At 70.6% G+C, this 17,086-nt stretch carries 14 protein-coding genes and 1 riboswitch; of the genes, 7 read left to right on the forward strand and 7 right to left on the reverse strand.

All coding sequences use genetic code 11. The features are described from left to right. Positions 1-46: 46 nt before the first annotated feature. The 4 genes from ABT061_RS44310 to ABT061_RS44325 all read left to right on the forward strand — a co-directional run bounded on the left by ABT061_RS44310 (position 47) and on the right by ABT061_RS44325 (position 3,415). Positions 47-847 carry a DeoR/GlpR family DNA-binding transcription regulator gene (locus tag ABT061_RS44310; RefSeq protein ID WP_350929697.1) on the forward strand — a complete coding sequence of 267 codons (801 nt, stop codon included), beginning with the start codon at positions 47-49 and terminating at the stop codon, positions 845-847. Then, positions 844-1,923, forward strand: a complete 1,080-nt coding sequence (gene galT, locus ABT061_RS44315; RefSeq protein WP_350929698.1) for a galactose-1-phosphate uridylyltransferase — start codon at positions 844-846, stop codon at positions 1,921-1,923. Before ABT061_RS44310 ends, galT begins: the two co-directional genes overlap by 4 nt. 72 nt (positions 1,924-1,995) lie before the next feature. Next, positions 1,996-2,132: riboswitch (cyclic di-AMP (ydaO/yuaA leader) on the forward strand. A gap of 3 nt (positions 2,133-2,135) precedes the next feature. After that, positions 2,136-3,110 (forward strand): coiled-coil domain-containing protein, encoded by a 975-nt coding sequence (locus tag ABT061_RS44320; protein ID WP_350929699.1) that lies wholly within the window; start codon positions 2,136-2,138, stop codon positions 3,108-3,110. Between the two features lie 110 nt (positions 3,111-3,220). Then, a complete protein-coding gene (locus tag ABT061_RS44325) occupies positions 3,221-3,415 on the forward strand; it encodes a hypothetical protein (protein WP_350929700.1) in 195 nt (64 codons plus the stop codon). 53 nt (positions 3,416-3,468) lie between these two features. Here ABT061_RS44325 and ABT061_RS44330 read toward each other — a convergent pair whose 3' ends face one another. The 3 genes from ABT061_RS44330 to ABT061_RS44340 form a co-directional block, all read right to left on the reverse strand. Continuing rightward, positions 3,469-3,924 (reverse strand): hypothetical protein, encoded by a 456-nt coding sequence (locus tag ABT061_RS44330; protein WP_350929701.1) that lies wholly within the window; start codon positions 3,922-3,924, stop codon positions 3,469-3,471. 109 nt (positions 3,925-4,033) lie between these two features. Further along, positions 4,034-5,083: a LacI family DNA-binding transcriptional regulator gene (locus ABT061_RS44335; RefSeq protein ID WP_350929702.1), complete on the reverse strand. Its 1,050-nt coding sequence runs from the start codon at positions 5,081-5,083 to the stop codon at positions 4,034-4,036. After that, on the reverse strand, positions 5,067-7,523 hold the full coding sequence (locus ABT061_RS44340) for a beta-xylosidase/alpha-l-arabinosidase (protein WP_350929703.1): 2,457 nt from the start codon (positions 7,521-7,523) through the stop codon (positions 5,067-5,069). The genes ABT061_RS44335 and ABT061_RS44340 overlap by 17 nt, the downstream gene beginning before the upstream one ends. A gap of 355 nt (positions 7,524-7,878) precedes the next feature. Here ABT061_RS44340 and ABT061_RS44345 point away from each other — a divergent pair, with 355 nt between their 5' ends. Genes ABT061_RS44345 through ABT061_RS44355 form a run of 3 tightly spaced genes read left to right on the forward strand, consistent with a single transcriptional unit; the run spans position 7,879 to position 11,041 of the window. Next, positions 7,879-9,216: an extracellular solute-binding protein gene (locus tag ABT061_RS44345; RefSeq protein ID WP_350929704.1), complete on the forward strand. Its 1,338-nt coding sequence runs from the start codon at positions 7,879-7,881 to the stop codon at positions 9,214-9,216. After that, the gene (locus tag ABT061_RS44350) at positions 9,213-10,139 is read left to right on the forward strand and encodes a carbohydrate ABC transporter permease (RefSeq protein ID WP_350929705.1); all 927 of its coding nucleotides are present in this window, start codon (positions 9,213-9,215) and stop codon (positions 10,137-10,139) included. Before ABT061_RS44345 ends, ABT061_RS44350 begins: the two co-directional genes overlap by 4 nt. A gap of 2 nt (positions 10,140-10,141) precedes the next feature. Next, positions 10,142-11,041: a carbohydrate ABC transporter permease gene (locus tag ABT061_RS44355; RefSeq protein ID WP_350929706.1), complete on the forward strand. Its 900-nt coding sequence runs from the start codon at positions 10,142-10,144 to the stop codon at positions 11,039-11,041. Between the two features lie 325 nt (positions 11,042-11,366). Here the strand turns inward: ABT061_RS44355 and ABT061_RS44360 are convergent, their stop codons facing one another. From ABT061_RS44360 to ABT061_RS44375, 4 genes are all read right to left on the reverse strand, one after another. Continuing rightward, positions 11,367-11,924 carry an OmpA family protein gene (locus ABT061_RS44360; protein ID WP_350929707.1) on the reverse strand — a complete coding sequence of 186 codons (558 nt, stop codon included), beginning with the start codon at positions 11,922-11,924 and terminating at the stop codon, positions 11,367-11,369. Beyond that, on the reverse strand, positions 11,908-12,540 hold the full coding sequence (locus tag ABT061_RS44365; RefSeq protein WP_350929708.1) for a hypothetical protein: 633 nt from the start codon (positions 12,538-12,540) through the stop codon (positions 11,908-11,910). The genes ABT061_RS44360 and ABT061_RS44365 overlap by 17 nt, the downstream gene beginning before the upstream one ends. A 77-nt stretch (positions 12,541-12,617) precedes the next feature. Then, positions 12,618-15,428 carry an AfsR/SARP family transcriptional regulator gene (locus tag ABT061_RS44370; RefSeq protein WP_350929709.1) on the reverse strand — a complete coding sequence of 937 codons (2,811 nt, stop codon included), beginning with the start codon at positions 15,426-15,428 and terminating at the stop codon, positions 12,618-12,620. 4 nt (positions 15,429-15,432) lie between these two features. Continuing rightward, positions 15,433-16,953, reverse strand: a complete 1,521-nt coding sequence (locus ABT061_RS44375) for a serine/threonine-protein kinase (protein WP_350929710.1) — start codon at positions 16,951-16,953, stop codon at positions 15,433-15,435. Positions 16,954-17,086 lie beyond the last annotated feature (133 nt).

Raw genomic sequence — 17,086 nt, forward strand, 5'->3', positions numbered from 1 at the left:
GCCGTGGTATTTTGGTGGAATCTGGTGAATTAAAGGGAGTGAGTCAATGCTCGCCCAGCAGCGGCAGCAGGCGATCCTGGAGAGGGTGCGGAGCAGGGGCGGGGTCAGGGTCGCCGATCTCGTCCGGGAGCTCGGCGTGTCCGACATGACGATCCGGCGCGACCTTGAGGTGCTCTCCGAGCGCGGGCTGGTGGAGAAGGTCCACGGTGGCGCCACCGCCACCGGGTCCGGCTCGACCGAGGAGCCGGGCTTCGCCGCCAAGTCGGCGCGCCAGCAGGCGGAGAAGGAGACGATCGCCCAGCAGGCCGCCCGGCTCGTCCGGCCCGCCACCGCCATCGCACTCTCCGCGGGAACCACGACCTGGACGCTCGCCCACCACGTGACCGACGTGCCCGAGCTGACCGTGATCACCAACTCGATCCGGATCGCCGACGTCTTCCACCGCTCCCCCAGGGCCGATCGCACGGTCGTGCTCACCGGCGGGGTCCGCACCCCCTCCGACGCGCTGGTCGGCCCGGTCGCGGTCACGGCGATCCGGGGACTCCACGTCGACACCCTCTTCCTCGGCGTGCACGGGATGAGCGCCCGAGCCGGGTTCACCACACCCAACCTGCTGGAGGCCGAGACCAACCGCGAGCTGGTCGCCTCCGCACACCGCCTGGTGGTGCTCGCCGACCACACCAAGTGGGGCACGGTCGGCATCAGCACGATCGCCGAGCTGGCCCAGGCCCACATCGTGGTCACCGACTCCGGCCTGGCCGAGGAGGCCCGCGAGGAGCTCGCCGCCTCGGTGGGAGAGCTGATCATCACAGAGCCACAGCAGGAGAGCGAGAGCGTCGGCCGATGAAGCGTACGATCACCCACCTGGCCGACGGCCGGGAGCTGTTCTACTTCGACCGCCGCGACGACGCCGACCGCGGAGCGGTCGACGGACGCGACCTGCCGCCCCGCCCCACCGCCTCCGAGTTGCGTTACGACCCGCTGACCGAGGAGTGGATCGCGGTGGCCGGACACCGCCAGGGCCGCACCTTCCTGCCTCCGGCCAGCGAGTGCCCGCTCTGCCCTTCCACCTCCGGCAACCTCACCGAGATCCCCTCCGCGGCCTACGACGTGGTGGTCTTCGAGAACAGGTTCCCCTCGTTCTCCACCTATCTGGGCGACTATCAGCAGGTCGGCGGGTTGAGCGAGGTCCGTCCCGGGATCGGCCGCTGTGAGGTGGTCTGTTTCACCTCCGAGCACGACTCCTCGTTCGCGATGCTCCCCCCCGAGCAGGTGGAGCTGGTCATGGAGGCCTGGATCGACCGTACGGCGGAGTTGTCGGCGATGCCGGGCGTGGAGCAGGTGTTCTGTTTCGAGAACCGGGGAGCCGAGATCGGCATCACCCTGGCCCACCCGCACGGCCAGATCTACGCCTACCCCTACGTGACCCCGCGCACCAAGCTGACCCTCGGGGCGGCCGGGCGCCACCGGGAGCGGACCGGCGGCAACCTGTTCGCCGACGTGCTCGCCGCGGAGCGGGAGGCCGGGGTCCGGGTGGTGGCCTCGAACGAGCACTGGACGGCCTTCGTCCCGGCCGCGGCGCGCTGGCCGGTGGAGGTTCACCTCTACCCCCACCGGCAGGTCCCCGACCTGGTCGGGCTGGAGCCCGCGGAGCGCGCGGCGTTCGGACCGCTCTACACCGACGTGCTCCGCCGCCTCGACGCGTTGTTCGGCGTGCCGATGCCCTACATCGCGGCCTGGCACCAGGCGCCGGTCAACACCGGTCGTGACCTGTCGTACACGCACATGGAGCTGTTCAGCATCCGCCGCGCGCCGAACAAGCTGAAATATCTCGCCGGCTCCGAGTCGGCCATGGGTGCCTTCGTGAACGACGTGCTGCCCGAGGAGACAGCACACCTTCTGCGCTCTGTTGTCACGAACTAATCACCAATTGGTCTCGTCTTGAAGTCGCGTGACCCTGTGTTTACCACTACTATCCTTCCCACATCGGCTGCAACAGCCGATATGCCTAATCCCAGGCGCATCGCCCGGGAGCCGGGGAACCACCGCACCTGGGGTGAAACCACTTCGGTGGAAGGGCGTTCTCCAGCCCGAACCCGTCAGCTAACCCGGTAGGCGGAAGGAGAGGAGAGTTCGTGGCGGCCCCGTCCCCCACGTTCCGTCGGCATGCGGCTCTGGCCCTTTGTCTGAGCCTGGTCGCCACGTTCACCCTCGGTGCCCCCACCGCGGGAAGCGCGGAGCCCAAGCCGACCGAGGCCAAGCTCCGCGCCGAGCTGGCCAAGCTCGGCAAGAAGGTCGACGGGCTGATCGAGGCATACGCGGCCAAGCGCGAGTCCCTCAAAAAGGCACAGAAGGCCGAGGCCGTCGCCAAGCAGAACCTGGCCAGGGCCTCCGACCTCTACGCCAGGGCGGAGAAGCAGGTCGACTCCATAGTCCAGCTCCGCTACCAGAGCAGCATCGGAGGCCTGCCCGCGCTGCTGTTCGCCGACGACATGGGTGGAGCCGCGGTGATGGAGCAGCTCACCGCCCAGCAGAGCGCCCATCTGCAGGGCTTCGCCGAGAGCTTCGAACGTAGGAAGAGGGCGACCGAGACGGCCGCCAGGCTCACCGACGAAATCAGGGAGGAGGCCAAGGAGATGCAGACCCAGCGTGACGAGGTCGAAGATCTGATCAAGGACATCAAGAACAGGCTCGACCAGCTCGCCCCCGTCGGCTCCGGGCGCCGCGCCGACGGCAGCTGGGCCCCGCAACTCCCCACCGGCGCCGACAACATCACCGACCGGACCCGGATCATGCGTGAGGCCGTCAAGAGACGCTTCGACCTCCCGTACGCCGTCGGTTGCTACCGGTCCGCGAACGACGGCGGCGAGCACCCCCTCGGCCGCGCCTGCGACTTCATGATGAGCACCGGCGGCACGATGCCCTCAGCCGCCAACCTCCGGCTCGGCGACGAGATCGCCGCCTGGGCCATCAAGAACAAGGCCAAGCTCGGAGTGAAGTACGTGATCTGGCGCCAGCGCATCAACCACGGCTCCGGCTGGAGAACCATGTCCAACCGCGGCGGCATCACCGCCAACCACTACGACCACCCGCACATCTCGATGTACTGAGCCGCCAGGTTCCTGAACTGCGGTGATCTCGCTGTAATCCCCTCTCAGGACACAGCGAGGTCCCCGAGACCCGGCACGATTCAGTCACTGGCGTTCGATTGGATGGGCGTATGACTGCTCATGATGTGGCCCGTCTGCTGCCCGGTGTCCCGATGCTCCGCGACCTGTGCCGGTCCATGGCGGTGCTGGAGGCCATCCTGAGCCCGGAGTGGGAGAGCCGCTACCACTCCTTCGACGCGGGTTGGAGTCCGAGGGCGGAGATGGCTTACACGATCACACACCACCGACCCGCAACCACCACCTGAGCAGGGCGAGATGCCACTGGCGAGGTATCTGCCCTTCCCTACGGATCTGGTGGTCAGGTGTCGTACAAGCCGTCCCAGGGTTCGTAGAAGCCGAGGTTGTTCGGGTAGAGCTCGGCGTGTTCGGTGCCTTCGAAGGTCTCGATGACGAGGCCGAAGAGCACGCCGTCGACGTCGCGGCGAAAGGGCCGGATGGCGATGTCGCCGAAGCGGAGGCCGGGGAGGGCATCGAGCCACTGCTTCAGCCGCTCCTGCGCTGCGTCGACGGCGGCCCGGTGGTTGTCGTCGGTCCCGGTGCGCTCGATGCGGGAGTCGAGGTGGTGGCCGGCGGCGTCGAAGGTGTGCAGGACGGCGTGCCAGCGTTTGTGCGCCTGCCAGTCGTCGGTGTGCGTGTAGCCCTCGGGGAAGGCGGCGACGACGGAGCCGAGGAACTGCCCGCCCTCCCAATGGCCGATGGTGTCGGTGTGGTAGTCGGGTTCGTAGCTGATGGGGATGATCTCGGGGACTGCCATGTGCGGGAGAGTAGCGATCGGGTCCGACACGGCCCGGAACTCACAACCTCCGCACGGCCGTGTCGGCGAGACGGGCACGCGCTACCCCCGGTGGGCGGCCGTAAGCGGGTCAGTCGCGGCCGGTGGAGCCCTCGGGTGGGACAACAGGGGCGGTGGAACCGCGTACCACCAGTTCGGTGGCGAGTTCGACGTGGTGGGAGTCGACTCGTTCGCCTGCCGCCAGGCGCAGGGCCGTGCGTACGGCGACGCCGCCCATCTCTCGCAGCGGCTGGCGTACGGTGGTCAGCGGGGGCGAGGCCATGCAGGCGACCTGGGTGTCGTCGAAGCCGACGATGCTGAGGTCCTCGGGCACGCGCAACCCTCGCGCCCTGGCCGCCTCCAGCACGCCGAGCGCGATGTCGTCGCAGCCGGCGAAGATGGCGGTGGGGACCTCAGGCAGGTCGAACAGGGCCGCGCCGCCCGTCACACCCTCCTGGTAGCGGAAGTGCCCCGCCCGTACGTAACCCGGAGGAACCGAAGCGCCTGCGGCCTCCATGGCGGCGCGGTAGCCGTGTAGCCGGGCCTGGTTGCAGGCGGCGGTGGCCGGGCCGCCGAGGTAGGCGATGCGCCGATGTCCGAGCGTGAGCAGGTGCTGCGTCGCGGCCAGGCCCCCGGCGAAGTTCGTCGAGCCGACGCTGGTGACCCCCCTGGTCTGCGGCAGGTTCAGCGGGTCGATCACGACCAGTGGCAACCGCACGCGGGACAGGGCGGCGAGCTGCCCGGCGGTCAACTCGCTGGTGATGGCGATCAGGGCCCGCCGTCCGGCCGTGACCAGGCCGCGTGCCCAGGCTCCGGCGCGGTCGGCGTTCGTCCGGATGCTCACCACGATCGCCGCGTCGACCTCGGCCCCGGCCTGCACAGCGCCCTGGACGATCTCGGTCGAGTACGCGTTGAGATCGGCGTCCAGCTCCACTTCGATCGTGTCCGGCACGGCCGCGTCGCCCCGGCGGCGCTGCGGCGGCGCGACGTAGTCGTGCTGCTCCAGCAACGACTCCACGAGGGAGCGGGTCACCGGGGAGACGTCACCTCGGCCGTTGAGCACCTTCGACACGGTCGCGACCGACACGCCCGCCGAGGCTGCGACCGTGGCCAGCGTGGCCCGTTTAGGACTGGCCGGCATCTGTTCCTCCCTGCTGTGTGGCGGAAGAGCCCGGTGTCGGTTCCACATCCACGCGGGTGACCAGTCGGCGGCCCAGGCCGACGTGACGCAGCGGGCCGGTCAATCGTATGTGGCCCCGGCAGGGCAGGTCGGACGCCGACGTGCCCACAAGCACCTCAAGGTCCCCCGGTTCGACGATACGCCGCAGATCGCGCCCGGTGAACGCGGTCCGGTCGGCGGGCACGGTGAAGGTCGCCAGGGCGCTCGCGCCGGGCTCCAGCCGGACCCGGGCGAACCCGGTGAGCTGCCGCACCGGTCGGGTGACCTGGGCGACCACATCGTACAGGAAGAGCTGGACGACCTCCTCGCCCGCCCGGCCCCCGGTGTTGCGTACCCGCACCGACACGGTGAACTCGCCGTCGGTGGGCACCTCGGCGTCGCTGATCCGCAGGTCGTCGATCTCGAAGGTGGTGTACGAGGCGCCGTGCCCGAACGGGAACAGCGGGGTCGGGTCGAGATTGCTGATGCCGTGGCTGTTGGAGCCCAGCGGCGGCTGCAGGTAGGTGCCCGGCTGCCCGCCCGGGCCGCGTGGGATCTGCACCGGCAGCTTTCCGCTGGGCTGCACCCTGCCGGACAGGACCCCGGCGACGGCCGCCCCGCCCTCCTCGCCGGGCATGAACGCCTGGACGAGCGCGGCGGCCGTCCCGGACACCCGGCCCAGCGCGTATGGACGGCCCGAGACGACGACCACCACGACCGGCGTGCCGGTGGCGGCCAGCTCGGCCAGCAGGTCCTCCTGCACGCCGGGCAGCCGCAGGTCTTCGGCGTCGCAGCCTTCGCCCGACGTACCCAGCCCGAACATCCCCGCCAGGTCGCCGACGACGGCCACGCACACGTCGGACTCACGGGCCGCCTGGAGTGCGGCGGCGAAGCCGGAGCGATCGTCGCCCCGCACGTCGCAGCCCGGCTCGTGGATCAGCTCGGCATCGGGCAGCTCGGCCCGCAGCGCGTCGAGCAGGCTGGGTGCCGCCACGCCGAGCCCGAGCCCCGGATGACGGGGCAGCACGTGGTTGGGGAAGGCGTAGCAGCCCATTAACGTGTGCGGGTCGTCGGCGCAGGGGCCGACCACGGCCACCCGGCGCGGCCCCGGACGCCCCTCGCCGAGCAACGGCAGCGCGGTGCCCGCGTCGAGCAGCACGATCGACCGCTCGGCCAGTTCCCGGGCCAGTGCCCGGTTGGCCGGCGAGTCCAGGTCCACGGCCCGTGCCCCGGCCACCGACTTCTCCGGCGTCCAGTCCGGGTCCAGCAGTCCGAGCTGCACCTTCTGCGTGAGCAGGCGCCGGGCGGCCCGGTCGACCAGGGACTCCGGCAGCTCGCCCCGCCGCACCCGCCCGGCGAGGTGCTGGCCGAAGCCGAGCGTGTCGGGCAGCTCGACGTCGATGCCCGCGGTCAGCGCCTGCACCCCGGCCTCGTCGGTGTCCGCGGCGACCTGGTGCGTCGTCGCGAGGAACGGGATCGCCCAGTAGTCCGACACCACCGTCCCGGTGAACCCCCACTCGTCGCGCAGCAGGTCGGTCAGCAGCCACGAGTCGGCCGCGGCGGGAACGCCGTCCACGTCGGAGTACGAGTTCATGACCGAACGCGCGCCGCCCTCGACGATGGCGGTCTCGAACGTCGGCAGGATCATGTCCATCAGCTCGCGCCGGCCCATCGGCACCGGGCCGTGGTTGCGGGCCGCCCGGGAGGCGGAGTAGCCGGCGAAGTGCTTGAGCGTGGCGATGATCCCGGCGCTCTCGAGGCCGCGCACGTAGGCCGCGCCGAGCATCGCGACGAGGTACGGATCTTCACCCATGGTCTCCTCGACCCGGCCCCAGCGGTAGTCGCGCACCACGTCCAGCACCGGCGACAGGCCCTGGTGGACGCCCACGGCGCGCATGTCCCGCCCGATGGCGGCGGCCATCCGCTCCACCAGGTCCGGGTCGAACGTCGCGCCCCAGGCGATGGCCGCCGGGTAGACGGTCGCGCCGTAAGTGGTGAAACCGGTCAGGCACTCCTCGTGGACCAGCGCCGGGATGCCGAGCCGGGAATGCTTCACCACCTCGGACTGCAGCCGTACCACCTCCGCGGCGCCCTCCGCCGCGGTCACCGGAGCACTGCCGAACACCCGCGTCAGGTGGCCGAGCCCGTGGCGGATCGCCTCCTCGAAGGGCACCCTCCCCGAGGCCGCGAAGACGTCCTGCATCGGCGCCACGTTCGCCGGGCCTTCGGCCTCCTCCTCGGGCTCCCCGCCCTGGTCGGCCTGCATGTCGTTGCCGAGCCACCGGCTGCCGAGCTGGCCGATCTTCTCCTCCAGGGTCATCTCCTCAAGGAGGGCGTCGACCCGGTCGGCCACGGGGAGTGCCGGGTCCTGCCACGGACGGAGGATCCGGCCCGCCGCGGAGGCCCCATCTAGCGCCGTCATCTGCTCTCTCCTCAAGAAAAACTCACCCGGACAACTTTCCGAAACTTTTCGGTGCGTTGCGGTAGCCCTGCTCGAATCCTGGCGCACCTGAGTGACCAGGAAAAGCCCCAGATGAGAGTACCTCACACACCTTACATACGAAGCTCATGCCGATATGAGGTCACCCCTTGACAGGCAAGTAGTAGAAATCTAAATTTGCGTGCCACGCGGCCTGTTTCGGAAATGTTTCGACATGCTGGGCTCAAGAAGAGCGGATGCCTGGCAGCGGAGGTGCTGATCCACGACCGACGACCACCGCCACTGATGTTTCACATGGAGCCGCGCCCAGCTCGGCATTCGACATACGGAGATCAGCGTGGAGTCAACGACACCATCTCGCCGCACCTTCCTCACCCTCTCCATGGGCATCCCCCTGGGAGCCGCGCTGGCGGCCTGTGGCACTTCCGGCCCCACCGCGGCGGGCGGAGGCGGAGGCGGCGGGACCAAGGCCACTTACTGGTACCTGGCGGTCCAGCCACAGGAGGGCGTGCGCACCCGGGCCGTGGAGCGGTTCAACAAGGCCAACCCCAACGGGCAGATCACCGGGACGATCCTCCAGAACGACGCGTACAAGACGAAGATCAAGACGGCGATCGGAGCGGGCCAGGCCCCCACCATCATCTGGGGTTGGGGCGGCGGGACCCTGCGCACGTACGTGCAGGCCGGCCAGGTGGAGGACCTCACCTCGTGGTTCGACCAGAACGCCGCCGTGAAGGACCGGCTGTTCCCCTCCTCCTTCGGGGCGGCCACGATCGACGGCAAGATCTACGCGATGCCGTGCGAGACCATGCAGCCCATCGTCCTGTACTACAACAAGAAAATCTTCGACCAGGTCGGCGTGCAGCCGCCGGAGTCGTGGGGCGACATCATGGCCCTGGTCCCCAAGTTCAACGCCGCCGGCATCGCCCCGTTCTCCCTTGGCGGCCAGTCCCGCTGGACGAACATGATGTGGCTGGAGTTCCTCTTCGACCGCATCGGCGGCCCCGAGGTGTTCCAAGCCGTGTTCGACGGCAAGAAGGACGCCTGGTCCCACCCCGCCGCCCTCGATGCCCTGACCAAGCTGCAGGACCTCGTCAAGGCGGACGGGTTCATCAAGGGCTTCTCCTCGATCACGGCCGACTCCAACGCCGACCAGGCCCTGCTGTACACCGGCAAGGCCGCGATGATGCTGCACGGCGGCTGGACGTACGGCAGCATGTCGACCGACGGCGGTGACTTCGTCTCCGGCGGCCACCTCGGCTACATGAACTTCCCGCCGGTCGAGGGGGGCAAGGGCGACCCCAGCAACACCGTCGGCAACCCGGGCCAATACCTGTCGATCTCGTCCAACGCGACCGCCGAGCAGAAGGAGATCGCCAAGAAGTTCTTCGCCACCGCCGTGCTCAGTGACGAGGAGGTCAAGGAGTGGGCCGGCACCGGCGCGGTGCCGATCGTCAACGGTGCCGACAGCGCGTTCGCCACCGCCAAGGACGCGGACTTCCTGAAGTTCGTCTACGGCATCGCCAGCAACGCCAAGTCGTTCGCCCAGTCCTGGGACCAGGCGCTCAGCCCCACCGCGGCCGAGGTGCTGCTGGACAACATCGCCAAGCTGTTCCAGCTGTCGATCACGCCGCAGCAGTTCGTGTCCAACATGAACGCGGTCATCGGCAGTTGAGCGCGTTCGCCACCCCCGCTCGGAGGGGGACGCCGCCGGACGCCACGCGAGAGGCCCGAGGCGGCGTCCTCCCGTGGCTGGCCGTGCCGGCTCTGGCGGTGTTCGTCGCCTTCGGGGTAATTCCACTGGTCGGGGTCCTGTTCCTCAGCTTCACGTCCTGGGACGGGCTCGGCGACATCCAGATGTCCGGGCTCACCAGCTGGTGGGCCGTGCTCAGCGACCCCGGCCTCCTGCACGCGCTGTGGGTGACGTTGCTGGTGATGGCCGCCTCCTGGGCGGTTCAGACGCCGGTCAGCATCCTGATCGGGGTGTTCCTGGCCGGGCACCAGCGCTATCGCGCGCTGCTGGCCGTGCTGTACTTCATCCCACTGCTGCTCAGCTCGGCCGCCGTCGCCATCGCCTACAAGGCGCTGCTCGATCCGAACTTCGGGCTCGGTGCCGGGCTGCACATCGGGCTGCTCGCACAGGACTGGCTCGGCGAGCCCTTCCTCGCCTTCAGCGTCGTGATCTTCGTGGTGTCGTGGCAGTTCATCCCCTTCCACTCGCTGATCTACCAGGGCGGCGTACGGCAGATCCCGCGCTCCATGTACGAGGCCGCCGAGCTGGACGGCGCGGGCCGCGTCCGCAAGTTCTTCAGCATCACGCTGCCGCAGCTCAAGTACACGATCATCACGTCCTCCACCCTCATGGTCGTCGGGTCTCTGACCTTCTTCGACCTGATCTTCGTGCTGACCGCGGGTGGTCCTGGCGACGCCACCCGGGTGCTCGCCCTGGACATGTACAAGCGCGGGTTCCAGGCCAACCTCATGGGACCGGCCAGTGCCATCGCCGTCATCCTCGTCCTCGTGGGCCTCGCCCTGGCGTTGCTCCTGCGCCGGCTCGGCGGCGGCGACGCGGGAGCCAGCCAGCTGGAAGGGGCCTGACCATGGGCTTGACCCACACGACCGGGCTCAAGCGGACCCCGGCGGCCGAAACGGAACCGCGCCGGCGCCGACCGCGTCCGGGCGGCGAACGCCCCAACTGGCTGGGCGGGGCCGCGGGCTGGCTGTGGCTGGCGATCGTGATCGTGCCGATCTACTGGATCCTCATCACCAGCTTCAAGGCGCAGAGCACCTACTACGCCACCAACCCGCTGGCTCCGCCTACCGAGCCGACCCTCGGCAACTACAGGATGGTCATCGAGTCCGACTTCCCGCTGTACTTCCTCAACAGCCTCATCGTGACCGTCGGCGCGGTCGTCCCGGCGGTCACGGTCGCGTTCATGGCGGCGTACGCGATCGTCCGGGGCGGCGCCCACCGCTTCCTACGCGGGGTGAACTCGCTCTTTCTCATGGGGCTGGCCATCCCGCTGCAGGCGACCATCATCCCGATCTACCTGATCATCATCCGGCTGCGCCTCTACGACTCGCTGGCGGCGCTGATCCTCCCGTCCATCGCCTTCGCGATCCCGCTGTCGGTGCTGGTCTTGGCCAACTTCATCCGTGACGTGCCCAAAGAGCTGTTCGAGTCGATGCGGCTGGACGGCGCGGGCGAGATGACGACGCTCTGGCGCCTGGCCCTACCGCTCACCCTGCCGGCCGTGGTGACGGTGACGATCTACAACGCGCTGACGATCTGGAACGGATTCCTGCTGCCGCTGATCCTCACCCAGAGCCCCGACAAGCGCACGCTGCCGCTCGCGCTGTGGACCTTCCAGGGGCAGTACAGCGTGAACGTGCCCGCCGTACTCGCCTCCGTCGTGCTGACCACGCTCCCCCTCCTGATCCTGTACGTGGTCGGCCGCCGTCAGCTGCTCAGCGGCCTGACGGCCGGTTTCAGCAAGTGACCTTCCCCTGGCGGTACGTGGGCTTATGACGGATCAGATCTCGACGTACCAGCGCTCCGAGCCGCGGGGCGTCGCTCTCGCCTGACCGCAGGGCTCGCGGAGGTCCGGCCGGGCCGAGCCGGTCCGGTTCTCCCCGGCATGGGTGGCCAAGCACGCCCCGGTGTGCTTGGCCACCCATGCCGGGGAGAACACCGGGAAGGAAACGGGGTCGGACGCGGTCCCCTCCGTTCCTTTGCCCGACGTCCCGCCCCGAGCCACAGACCGGCCGCCGTGACGGATCGGGTCTCGACGCACCGGCGCACCGATACGCCGGACAGGGCTCGGATCACCGCTTGGCGTCGAAGACGATCTCCACCCGCCGGTTCTTCGCCTGGTTCTCCTTCACCGGCCGTCCCTGGACGGCGTTGGGCACCCTGGGCCGTCTCTCGCCGAAACCCACGGCCTGAAAGGTCACGTGTGACAGCTGCTGCGCAAGGACCTGCCGCACGGCCCGCGCCCGCCGCAGGGACAGCGCGTCGTTGTAGGCGTCGGTCCCCTGGTCGTCGGTGTGCCCCTCGATCCTGACCATCCCGCCCGCGGAGTCGGCCTGGAGCCGCTCGGCGACCCGCCGCAGCCGCTGTCGCGCCTGCGGCGTCAGCGCGGCCCTGTCAAGCGCGAACAGCACGTCGCTGGTGAGCGCCACGGTGACCTGATCACCCTGCTTGGACTCGCTCTCGGCGCCGTCGAGCGACTCCACCTCGGCGATGACGTCCTCGACGGGGGCGACGATGTCCTCCACCCCGGCCACGGCGTCCTCCGGATCCGCCCACGCGACCGCGGCCGGGCCCGCCACCAGGGTGAGCGCGAGCGCGAGGACCGCGAGACGCTCAGGAGATCGGGACATCGGTGAACACGCCCAGCACCTTGAGGTCCACATTGATCTTCGTGACGTCCGGCGGCGGGGCGGCGAACGTGGCGTGCAGCGGCAGCACCTCGCCCGGCTCGGTGAACACGTCGTAGTCGGAGCACAGGCACTTGGCCCTGGGGTACTTGCCCGTGCGCGCGACGGTGTACCGCTTGCCGTTGACCGGGTCGACCAGGCTGATCCCCGCCACGGTCAGGCCGAGGCCACCGGGGGTGTCCCCCATGTCGCTGTTCATCTGCCAGCGCTCGTCGCCCTTGTTGGTGACCGTCCAGGTCAGCGTGGAGAGCCGGCCCTGCCGCTTGAGGCCGGTGATCTGCACGGTCAGGTCGGCACCACCGGCTTTGACCTCCCTATCGGCGATCACCTCGCCCTGCTCGGCGGGCGCGGCCTGCTGCTCGGCGGCCCCAGCGGCTTCGGAAGGCTCGGCGGACCCGGAAGGCTCAGCGGAGTCAGCGGATTCGACGGGCTCGGTGGAGCCGGTGGCCTGCTTCTCCTCGCCGCCACCGCCGCGCTGCTGCCCGGGAAGCACCCCGCAACCGGCCAGCACGATCGCCAGCACGGACGCGGCCACCGCCGGTGTGATTCCTCTTCTCAACGCGTCCCACCTCTAGCCGTCATGGATCGAATCGAACCCGACCGTAGGCAGGACACCTTCAGGATCCGCATAGTGCGCTAAAGGCGCAGGCCGCGGCGGCGCCGTACCTCGCCGGCGAGTTCTTCTGCCCCGGCGAGGCCATGCCGGTCGCCGAGAACGTCAAACTCTCCCATAGAGCTTGTTATCGCACCAACTGCACCATCTATCTCATCAAGGTCCAAAAGAGCTGCGGCCAGGGTCAGTAGCGCCTGCGCGGCACCCCTGCGGTCCGCGTGCTCGCGGAACGTACCGAGCGCCTCCTCCGCGGCCCCGCGGGCGACGTCGGGCCGGCCCTCCGCCATGGCCACCCTGGCCAGAATCACCAGCCCCGCGGCCTCGGGCAGCCGATCCCCCAGCCGTCTGAGCAGACCGAGACCGCGTTCGGCCCGCTCACGCGCCTCGACGGGGCGCCGCTGGTCCAGATGGAGCCCGGCGAGGTCGAGCGAGACGGCCGCCTCGCCGCGCGGATCACCCAGCTCGCGATAGGCCGCGAGGCTCCTGACGAGCAGGTCCTCCGCACGCCGCAACCCGCCGAGGGCGCGCAACGCATCGGCCCTGCCGCGCTGGTCGCCCGCGGCCGAGAACGCGGTCAGGCAGGCCACAAAACACGCCTCCGCCTCCTGCGTCCGCCCCCTGGCAAGATGGACCAGGCCGAGCCGGTGCCGGGTACGTGCCACCTCTCCCGCCTCCGCCAGCGGAAGCGCCCGCTGGAGGGCCTCGGCCGCCGCCACCAGGTGGCCCCGCACCCGGTGCAGGTCTGCCGTGGACCGCAACAGCAGCGCCTCGCCGTGGCGGTGGCCCATCCGCCGCGCGGCCCGCAGGCCGATCTCCGCGGCCGTGTGCCAGTCCTCGTGGTGCGCGCCGAGTTCGAAGAAGGGCGTCAGGTAGAAGGCCAGCCGCCAGGCCGCCTCGTCCAGGCCGGTCCGCTGGAAGTCGGCGACCGTCGCGACCAGGAACCCCCGCTCGGCGGCCAGCCAGCGGGCCGACTCCCTGAACTGCGTGGTCGCAAGGGCCATGACCTGCTCCGCCGTATGGGCCAGGGTCTGGCCCGAGCCCGGCTCCGCGGGCAGGAGCAGTGCCCTGGCCCGCCGGGTGCGGTCAAGGATCTCCTGTCCGGCCACGGCGAGGACCTGCCCGGGCTCGCCCTCCTCCCCCTCCAGGCGCTCGGCGGCATAAAGCCTGGTCAGATCGTGCCAGCCGTATCTTTCCTGGCCGGTCGCGTCGAGCCCGCGCACCTGCAGCAGGCCCGCCTCGGCCAGCGCCTCCAGCAACCGGTCGGCGGGCGCGCCGAGGACCGCCGAGGCCGCCCACGGGGCGAAGTCGGGCGCGGACAGCGCACCGAGGCGGCGCAGCAGCAGGCGTTCCCGATCCGAGAGCGCGTGGTAGCCGAGCGCCAGGCTGCTCCGTACGGCCAGATCGCCCGCGCTGAGCTCGTCAAGGCGGCCGCGCTCGTCCTCAAGTCGTCCCGCCAGGTGCTTCAGCGTCCAGTCCGGCCGCCGCGCCAGCCTGGACCCGGCGATCCTGAGCGCCAGCGGCAGCCCGCCGCACAGCGCCGCGATCCGCGCCGCCGCCTGCGGCTCGGCCCGCACGCGCTGCTCGCCCACCACCCTGGCCAGCATCGCCACGGACTCGCCGGGATCGAACACGTCAAGCTCGCAGGCGCGCGCCGCCTCCAGGCCGAGCAGCGGCGAGCGGCTGGTCACCAGCGTCAGGCAGCCGGGCCCGGTGGGCAGCAGCGGGCGCACCTGTGCCTCGTCGACCGCGTCGTCCAGCACCACCAGCAGCCGCCGCCCGCTCACCATGCTGCGGTAGAGACGGGCCCGCTCGGCCGGCTCGGCGGGCACGGCCCCCTGCGGGCAGCCGAGCGAGCGCAGCAGGTCCTCCAGCACCGCGCCCGGCGTCCTGGCCCTGAGCGAGGCGTAAAGCCGTCCGTCGGGGAAATCGAGCGCGGTGGCCGCGTGAATCGCCATCGCGGACTTACCCGCTCCCGCCGGGCCGTGCAGCACCAGGTGGACGGGCGCGCCACCGGCCGTGGGCACCGCCCCGCGGATCCAGTCCAGCACGCGCTCTCGCCCGGCGAAATCGACGACGTCCGGCGGCATCTCGTTCGGCACGGCTCTCGGAGACGCGTCCTTGGCCAGTACCCGCTCGTGCGCCTCCCGCAGCTCGGCACCGGGTTCCAGGCCGAGCTCGTCGACCAGCAGCCGCCGCGCCTCCTGATAGGCGCTCAGCGCCTCCGGCCTGCGTCCCGCCTGGTTGAGCGCCAGCATGAGCTGCCCCCATGCCCGCTCCCGCAGCGGGTACGCGGCCACGAGCGCGCGCAGTTCCCCGGTCAGCTCCGCACCGCGGCCGAGCGCCAGGTCCAGCTCGACGCGCTCTTCGAGCGCGGTGAGCCGCAACTCCTCCAGCGGTACGGCATAGGCCAGCCGCAGCGGCCCCGAGTCGATGCCGGCCAGCGCGGGTCCCCGCCAGAGCGCCAGGGCGGCGCGCAGCTCGTCGGCCGCCTCGGCGATCCTGCCCGCGTCCCTGGCCCGCCTGCCGGCGCTCACCAGGCGCTCGAACCTGTGCGCGTCCACCTGGTCGGGGTCGACGTCGAGGAGATAGCCTCCGGGCACGGTCCGGATCCCGTCCACCACCTTGCGCAGCGCGCTCACGTACACCCGCAGCACCGGCTCGGCCGAAGCCGGCGGCTCCTCGCCCCACACCTCGGCGATCAACCGGTCGACGGTCAGCACCCGCCCTCGCCGCAGCAGCAGCGCGGCCAGCAGCGCCCGGTGCTTGGCGGGTCCGGGCGTGAGGTCACGGTCGCCGTCAAGGACCCGCAGCGGTCCCAGCACGCCGAACCGCACCGCTTCAGCCCTTCGCCGGGCGAAGCTCGAACGAGCGGAACCTGACCTGGACGGGCTCGGCCGTGTCCGGCGCCGCGTAGACGCCGGTGTCCCCCGGGCCGTAGGGGTTCCGCGTGTCGGCGGCCTCGCTCACCAGTTCGTCGTTGAGCCACATGCTCAGGGCGACCCGGTCCCCCTGCTGCTCGCACTGGGCGACGATCCGGTTGTCGGCTGACTTCTTCACCCGTACGGGCCCGTGCAGGACCGTGCTCCGCCCACCGTGCCGTTTGGTGATCGAGGCGCTGCCCGAACCGGTGACCGCGAAGTCGTAGCGGTCACCGGTACTCGCGTCGCCGTGGCACCAGACGCCGAACTCCCCCGAGCCCCGCTCCAGCCGGATCTTGGAGCTGACCACGATGCCCTCGGCGGGCTCGGCGGAGAAGGGCGCCGACTTCCACAGCCGCCAGCCGGGGTTCGCGGTCAGCAGGTAGGACACACCGTCCTGCTCGGCCCTGCCACCGTCGGACGCGCCGACGGCCCAGGATTCGGCGAAGTCCGCGTGGTAGGGCAGCGCCGGTGCGCCGAGGCCGGCGTAGGCGGTCCATCCGCCTGCCAGGAGCGCCACGAGCGCGGCGGCGCCCGCGAGCCACGGCCACCGCCGGGTGCTCCTTCCGGGCCGTTTCTCTGGTGTGACCGGTCCCTCAGGGGCGCCCGGCGCACCGGTGACGGCCCAGGCCCGCTCGACCACCTGGCTTGCCGCCGCCGGGGTCGGCCGGCCGCCGATCAGCTCGTCCAGCAACTGCTGGGCGCTCGGCCGCCGCGCGGGATCCCTGGCCATGGCCCGCTCGACGACGGCGCGCATGCGTTCGTCGAGGCCGTCGAGATTCGGCCCCTCGTTGAGGATCCGGTAGAGGACCTCCGGCGGCGGGCCGCCGCCGAACGGCAACCGTCCCGTGCCGGCGAACGCGATCACCCCGCCCCACGCGTAGACGTCGATCGCGGGCGTCAGCGGCTCGCCGCGCACCTGCTCGGGGGCCATGAAGGCGGGCGTACCCATGATCGTCTGGCTGGTCAGGCTCTGGTGGTCGACAAGCTGGGCGATACCGAAGTCGATCACGCGCGGGCCGAGCGGCGACAGCAGCACGTTCGACGGCTTGAGATCGCGATGGATCACCCCCGCCCCGTGGATGGCGTGCAGCGCCGTGGCGATCCCGACCGCGAGCGCCTCCAGGTTGGCGCCGGTCAGCGGCCCCTGCTCGCGTACGGCCTGCGCCAGGTCGGGTCCCCTCACGTACTCCGTGACGAGGTAGGCGGCACCTTCCTCGATCCCGGCGTCGAGCACGGGAGCGGTGCAGAACCTGGCCACGCTGCGCGCCGCCGTGACCTCGCGGTCGAAGCGCCGCCGGAAGGCCGGGTCGCCGGCCAGCTCCGGGTGGATCACCTTCACCGCGGCCAGGCCACCGGTCGGGGTGGTGGCGAGGTGCACCACGCCCATACCGCCCCGGCCCAGCTCACGCCTGAGCTCGTATCCCCCGATCGCCTTCACCGGAGTCACCTTACGATTAAACGATTACATCCGGGACAAGCCCTCCCCCTCGTCACGACTCGTCGCCGGCACCTTCGCGGACCCGGCGTGCGCCCGCCGGGCTGCGAAAAACTCATGACAACGGCCACCTGCG

The organism is Streptosporangium sp. NPDC002544 (genome assembly GCF_040295965.1).
In the GTDB taxonomy this organism is placed as follows: Bacteria; Actinomycetota; Actinomycetes; order Streptosporangiales; family Streptosporangiaceae; genus Streptosporangium.

What these genes read in the sequence shown, in the direction of transcription:
- ABT061_RS44330 (WP_350929701.1), bottom strand. Translation starts at nt 3,924, where the DNA reads ATGGCAGTCCCCGAGATCATCCCCATCAGCTACGAACCCGACTACCAC.
- ABT061_RS44355 (WP_350929706.1), top strand. Translation starts at nt 10,142, where the DNA reads ATGGGCTTGACCCACACGACCGGGCTCAAGCGGACCCCGGCGGCCGAA.
- ABT061_RS44360 (WP_350929707.1), bottom strand. Translation starts at nt 11,924, where the DNA reads ATGTCCCGATCTCCTGAGCGTCTCGCGGTCCTCGCGCTCGCGCTCACC.
- ABT061_RS44310 (WP_350929697.1), top strand. Translation starts at nt 47, where the DNA reads ATGCTCGCCCAGCAGCGGCAGCAGGCGATCCTGGAGAGGGTGCGGAGC.
- ABT061_RS44340 (WP_350929703.1), bottom strand. Translation starts at nt 7,523, where the DNA reads ATGACGGCGCTAGATGGGGCCTCCGCGGCGGGCCGGATCCTCCGTCCG.
- galT (WP_350929698.1), top strand. Translation starts at nt 844, where the DNA reads ATGAAGCGTACGATCACCCACCTGGCCGACGGCCGGGAGCTGTTCTAC.
- ABT061_RS44335 (WP_350929702.1), bottom strand. Translation starts at nt 5,083, where the DNA reads ATGCCGGCCAGTCCTAAACGGGCCACGCTGGCCACGGTCGCAGCCTCG.
- ABT061_RS44325 (WP_350929700.1), top strand. Translation starts at nt 3,221, where the DNA reads ATGACTGCTCATGATGTGGCCCGTCTGCTGCCCGGTGTCCCGATGCTC.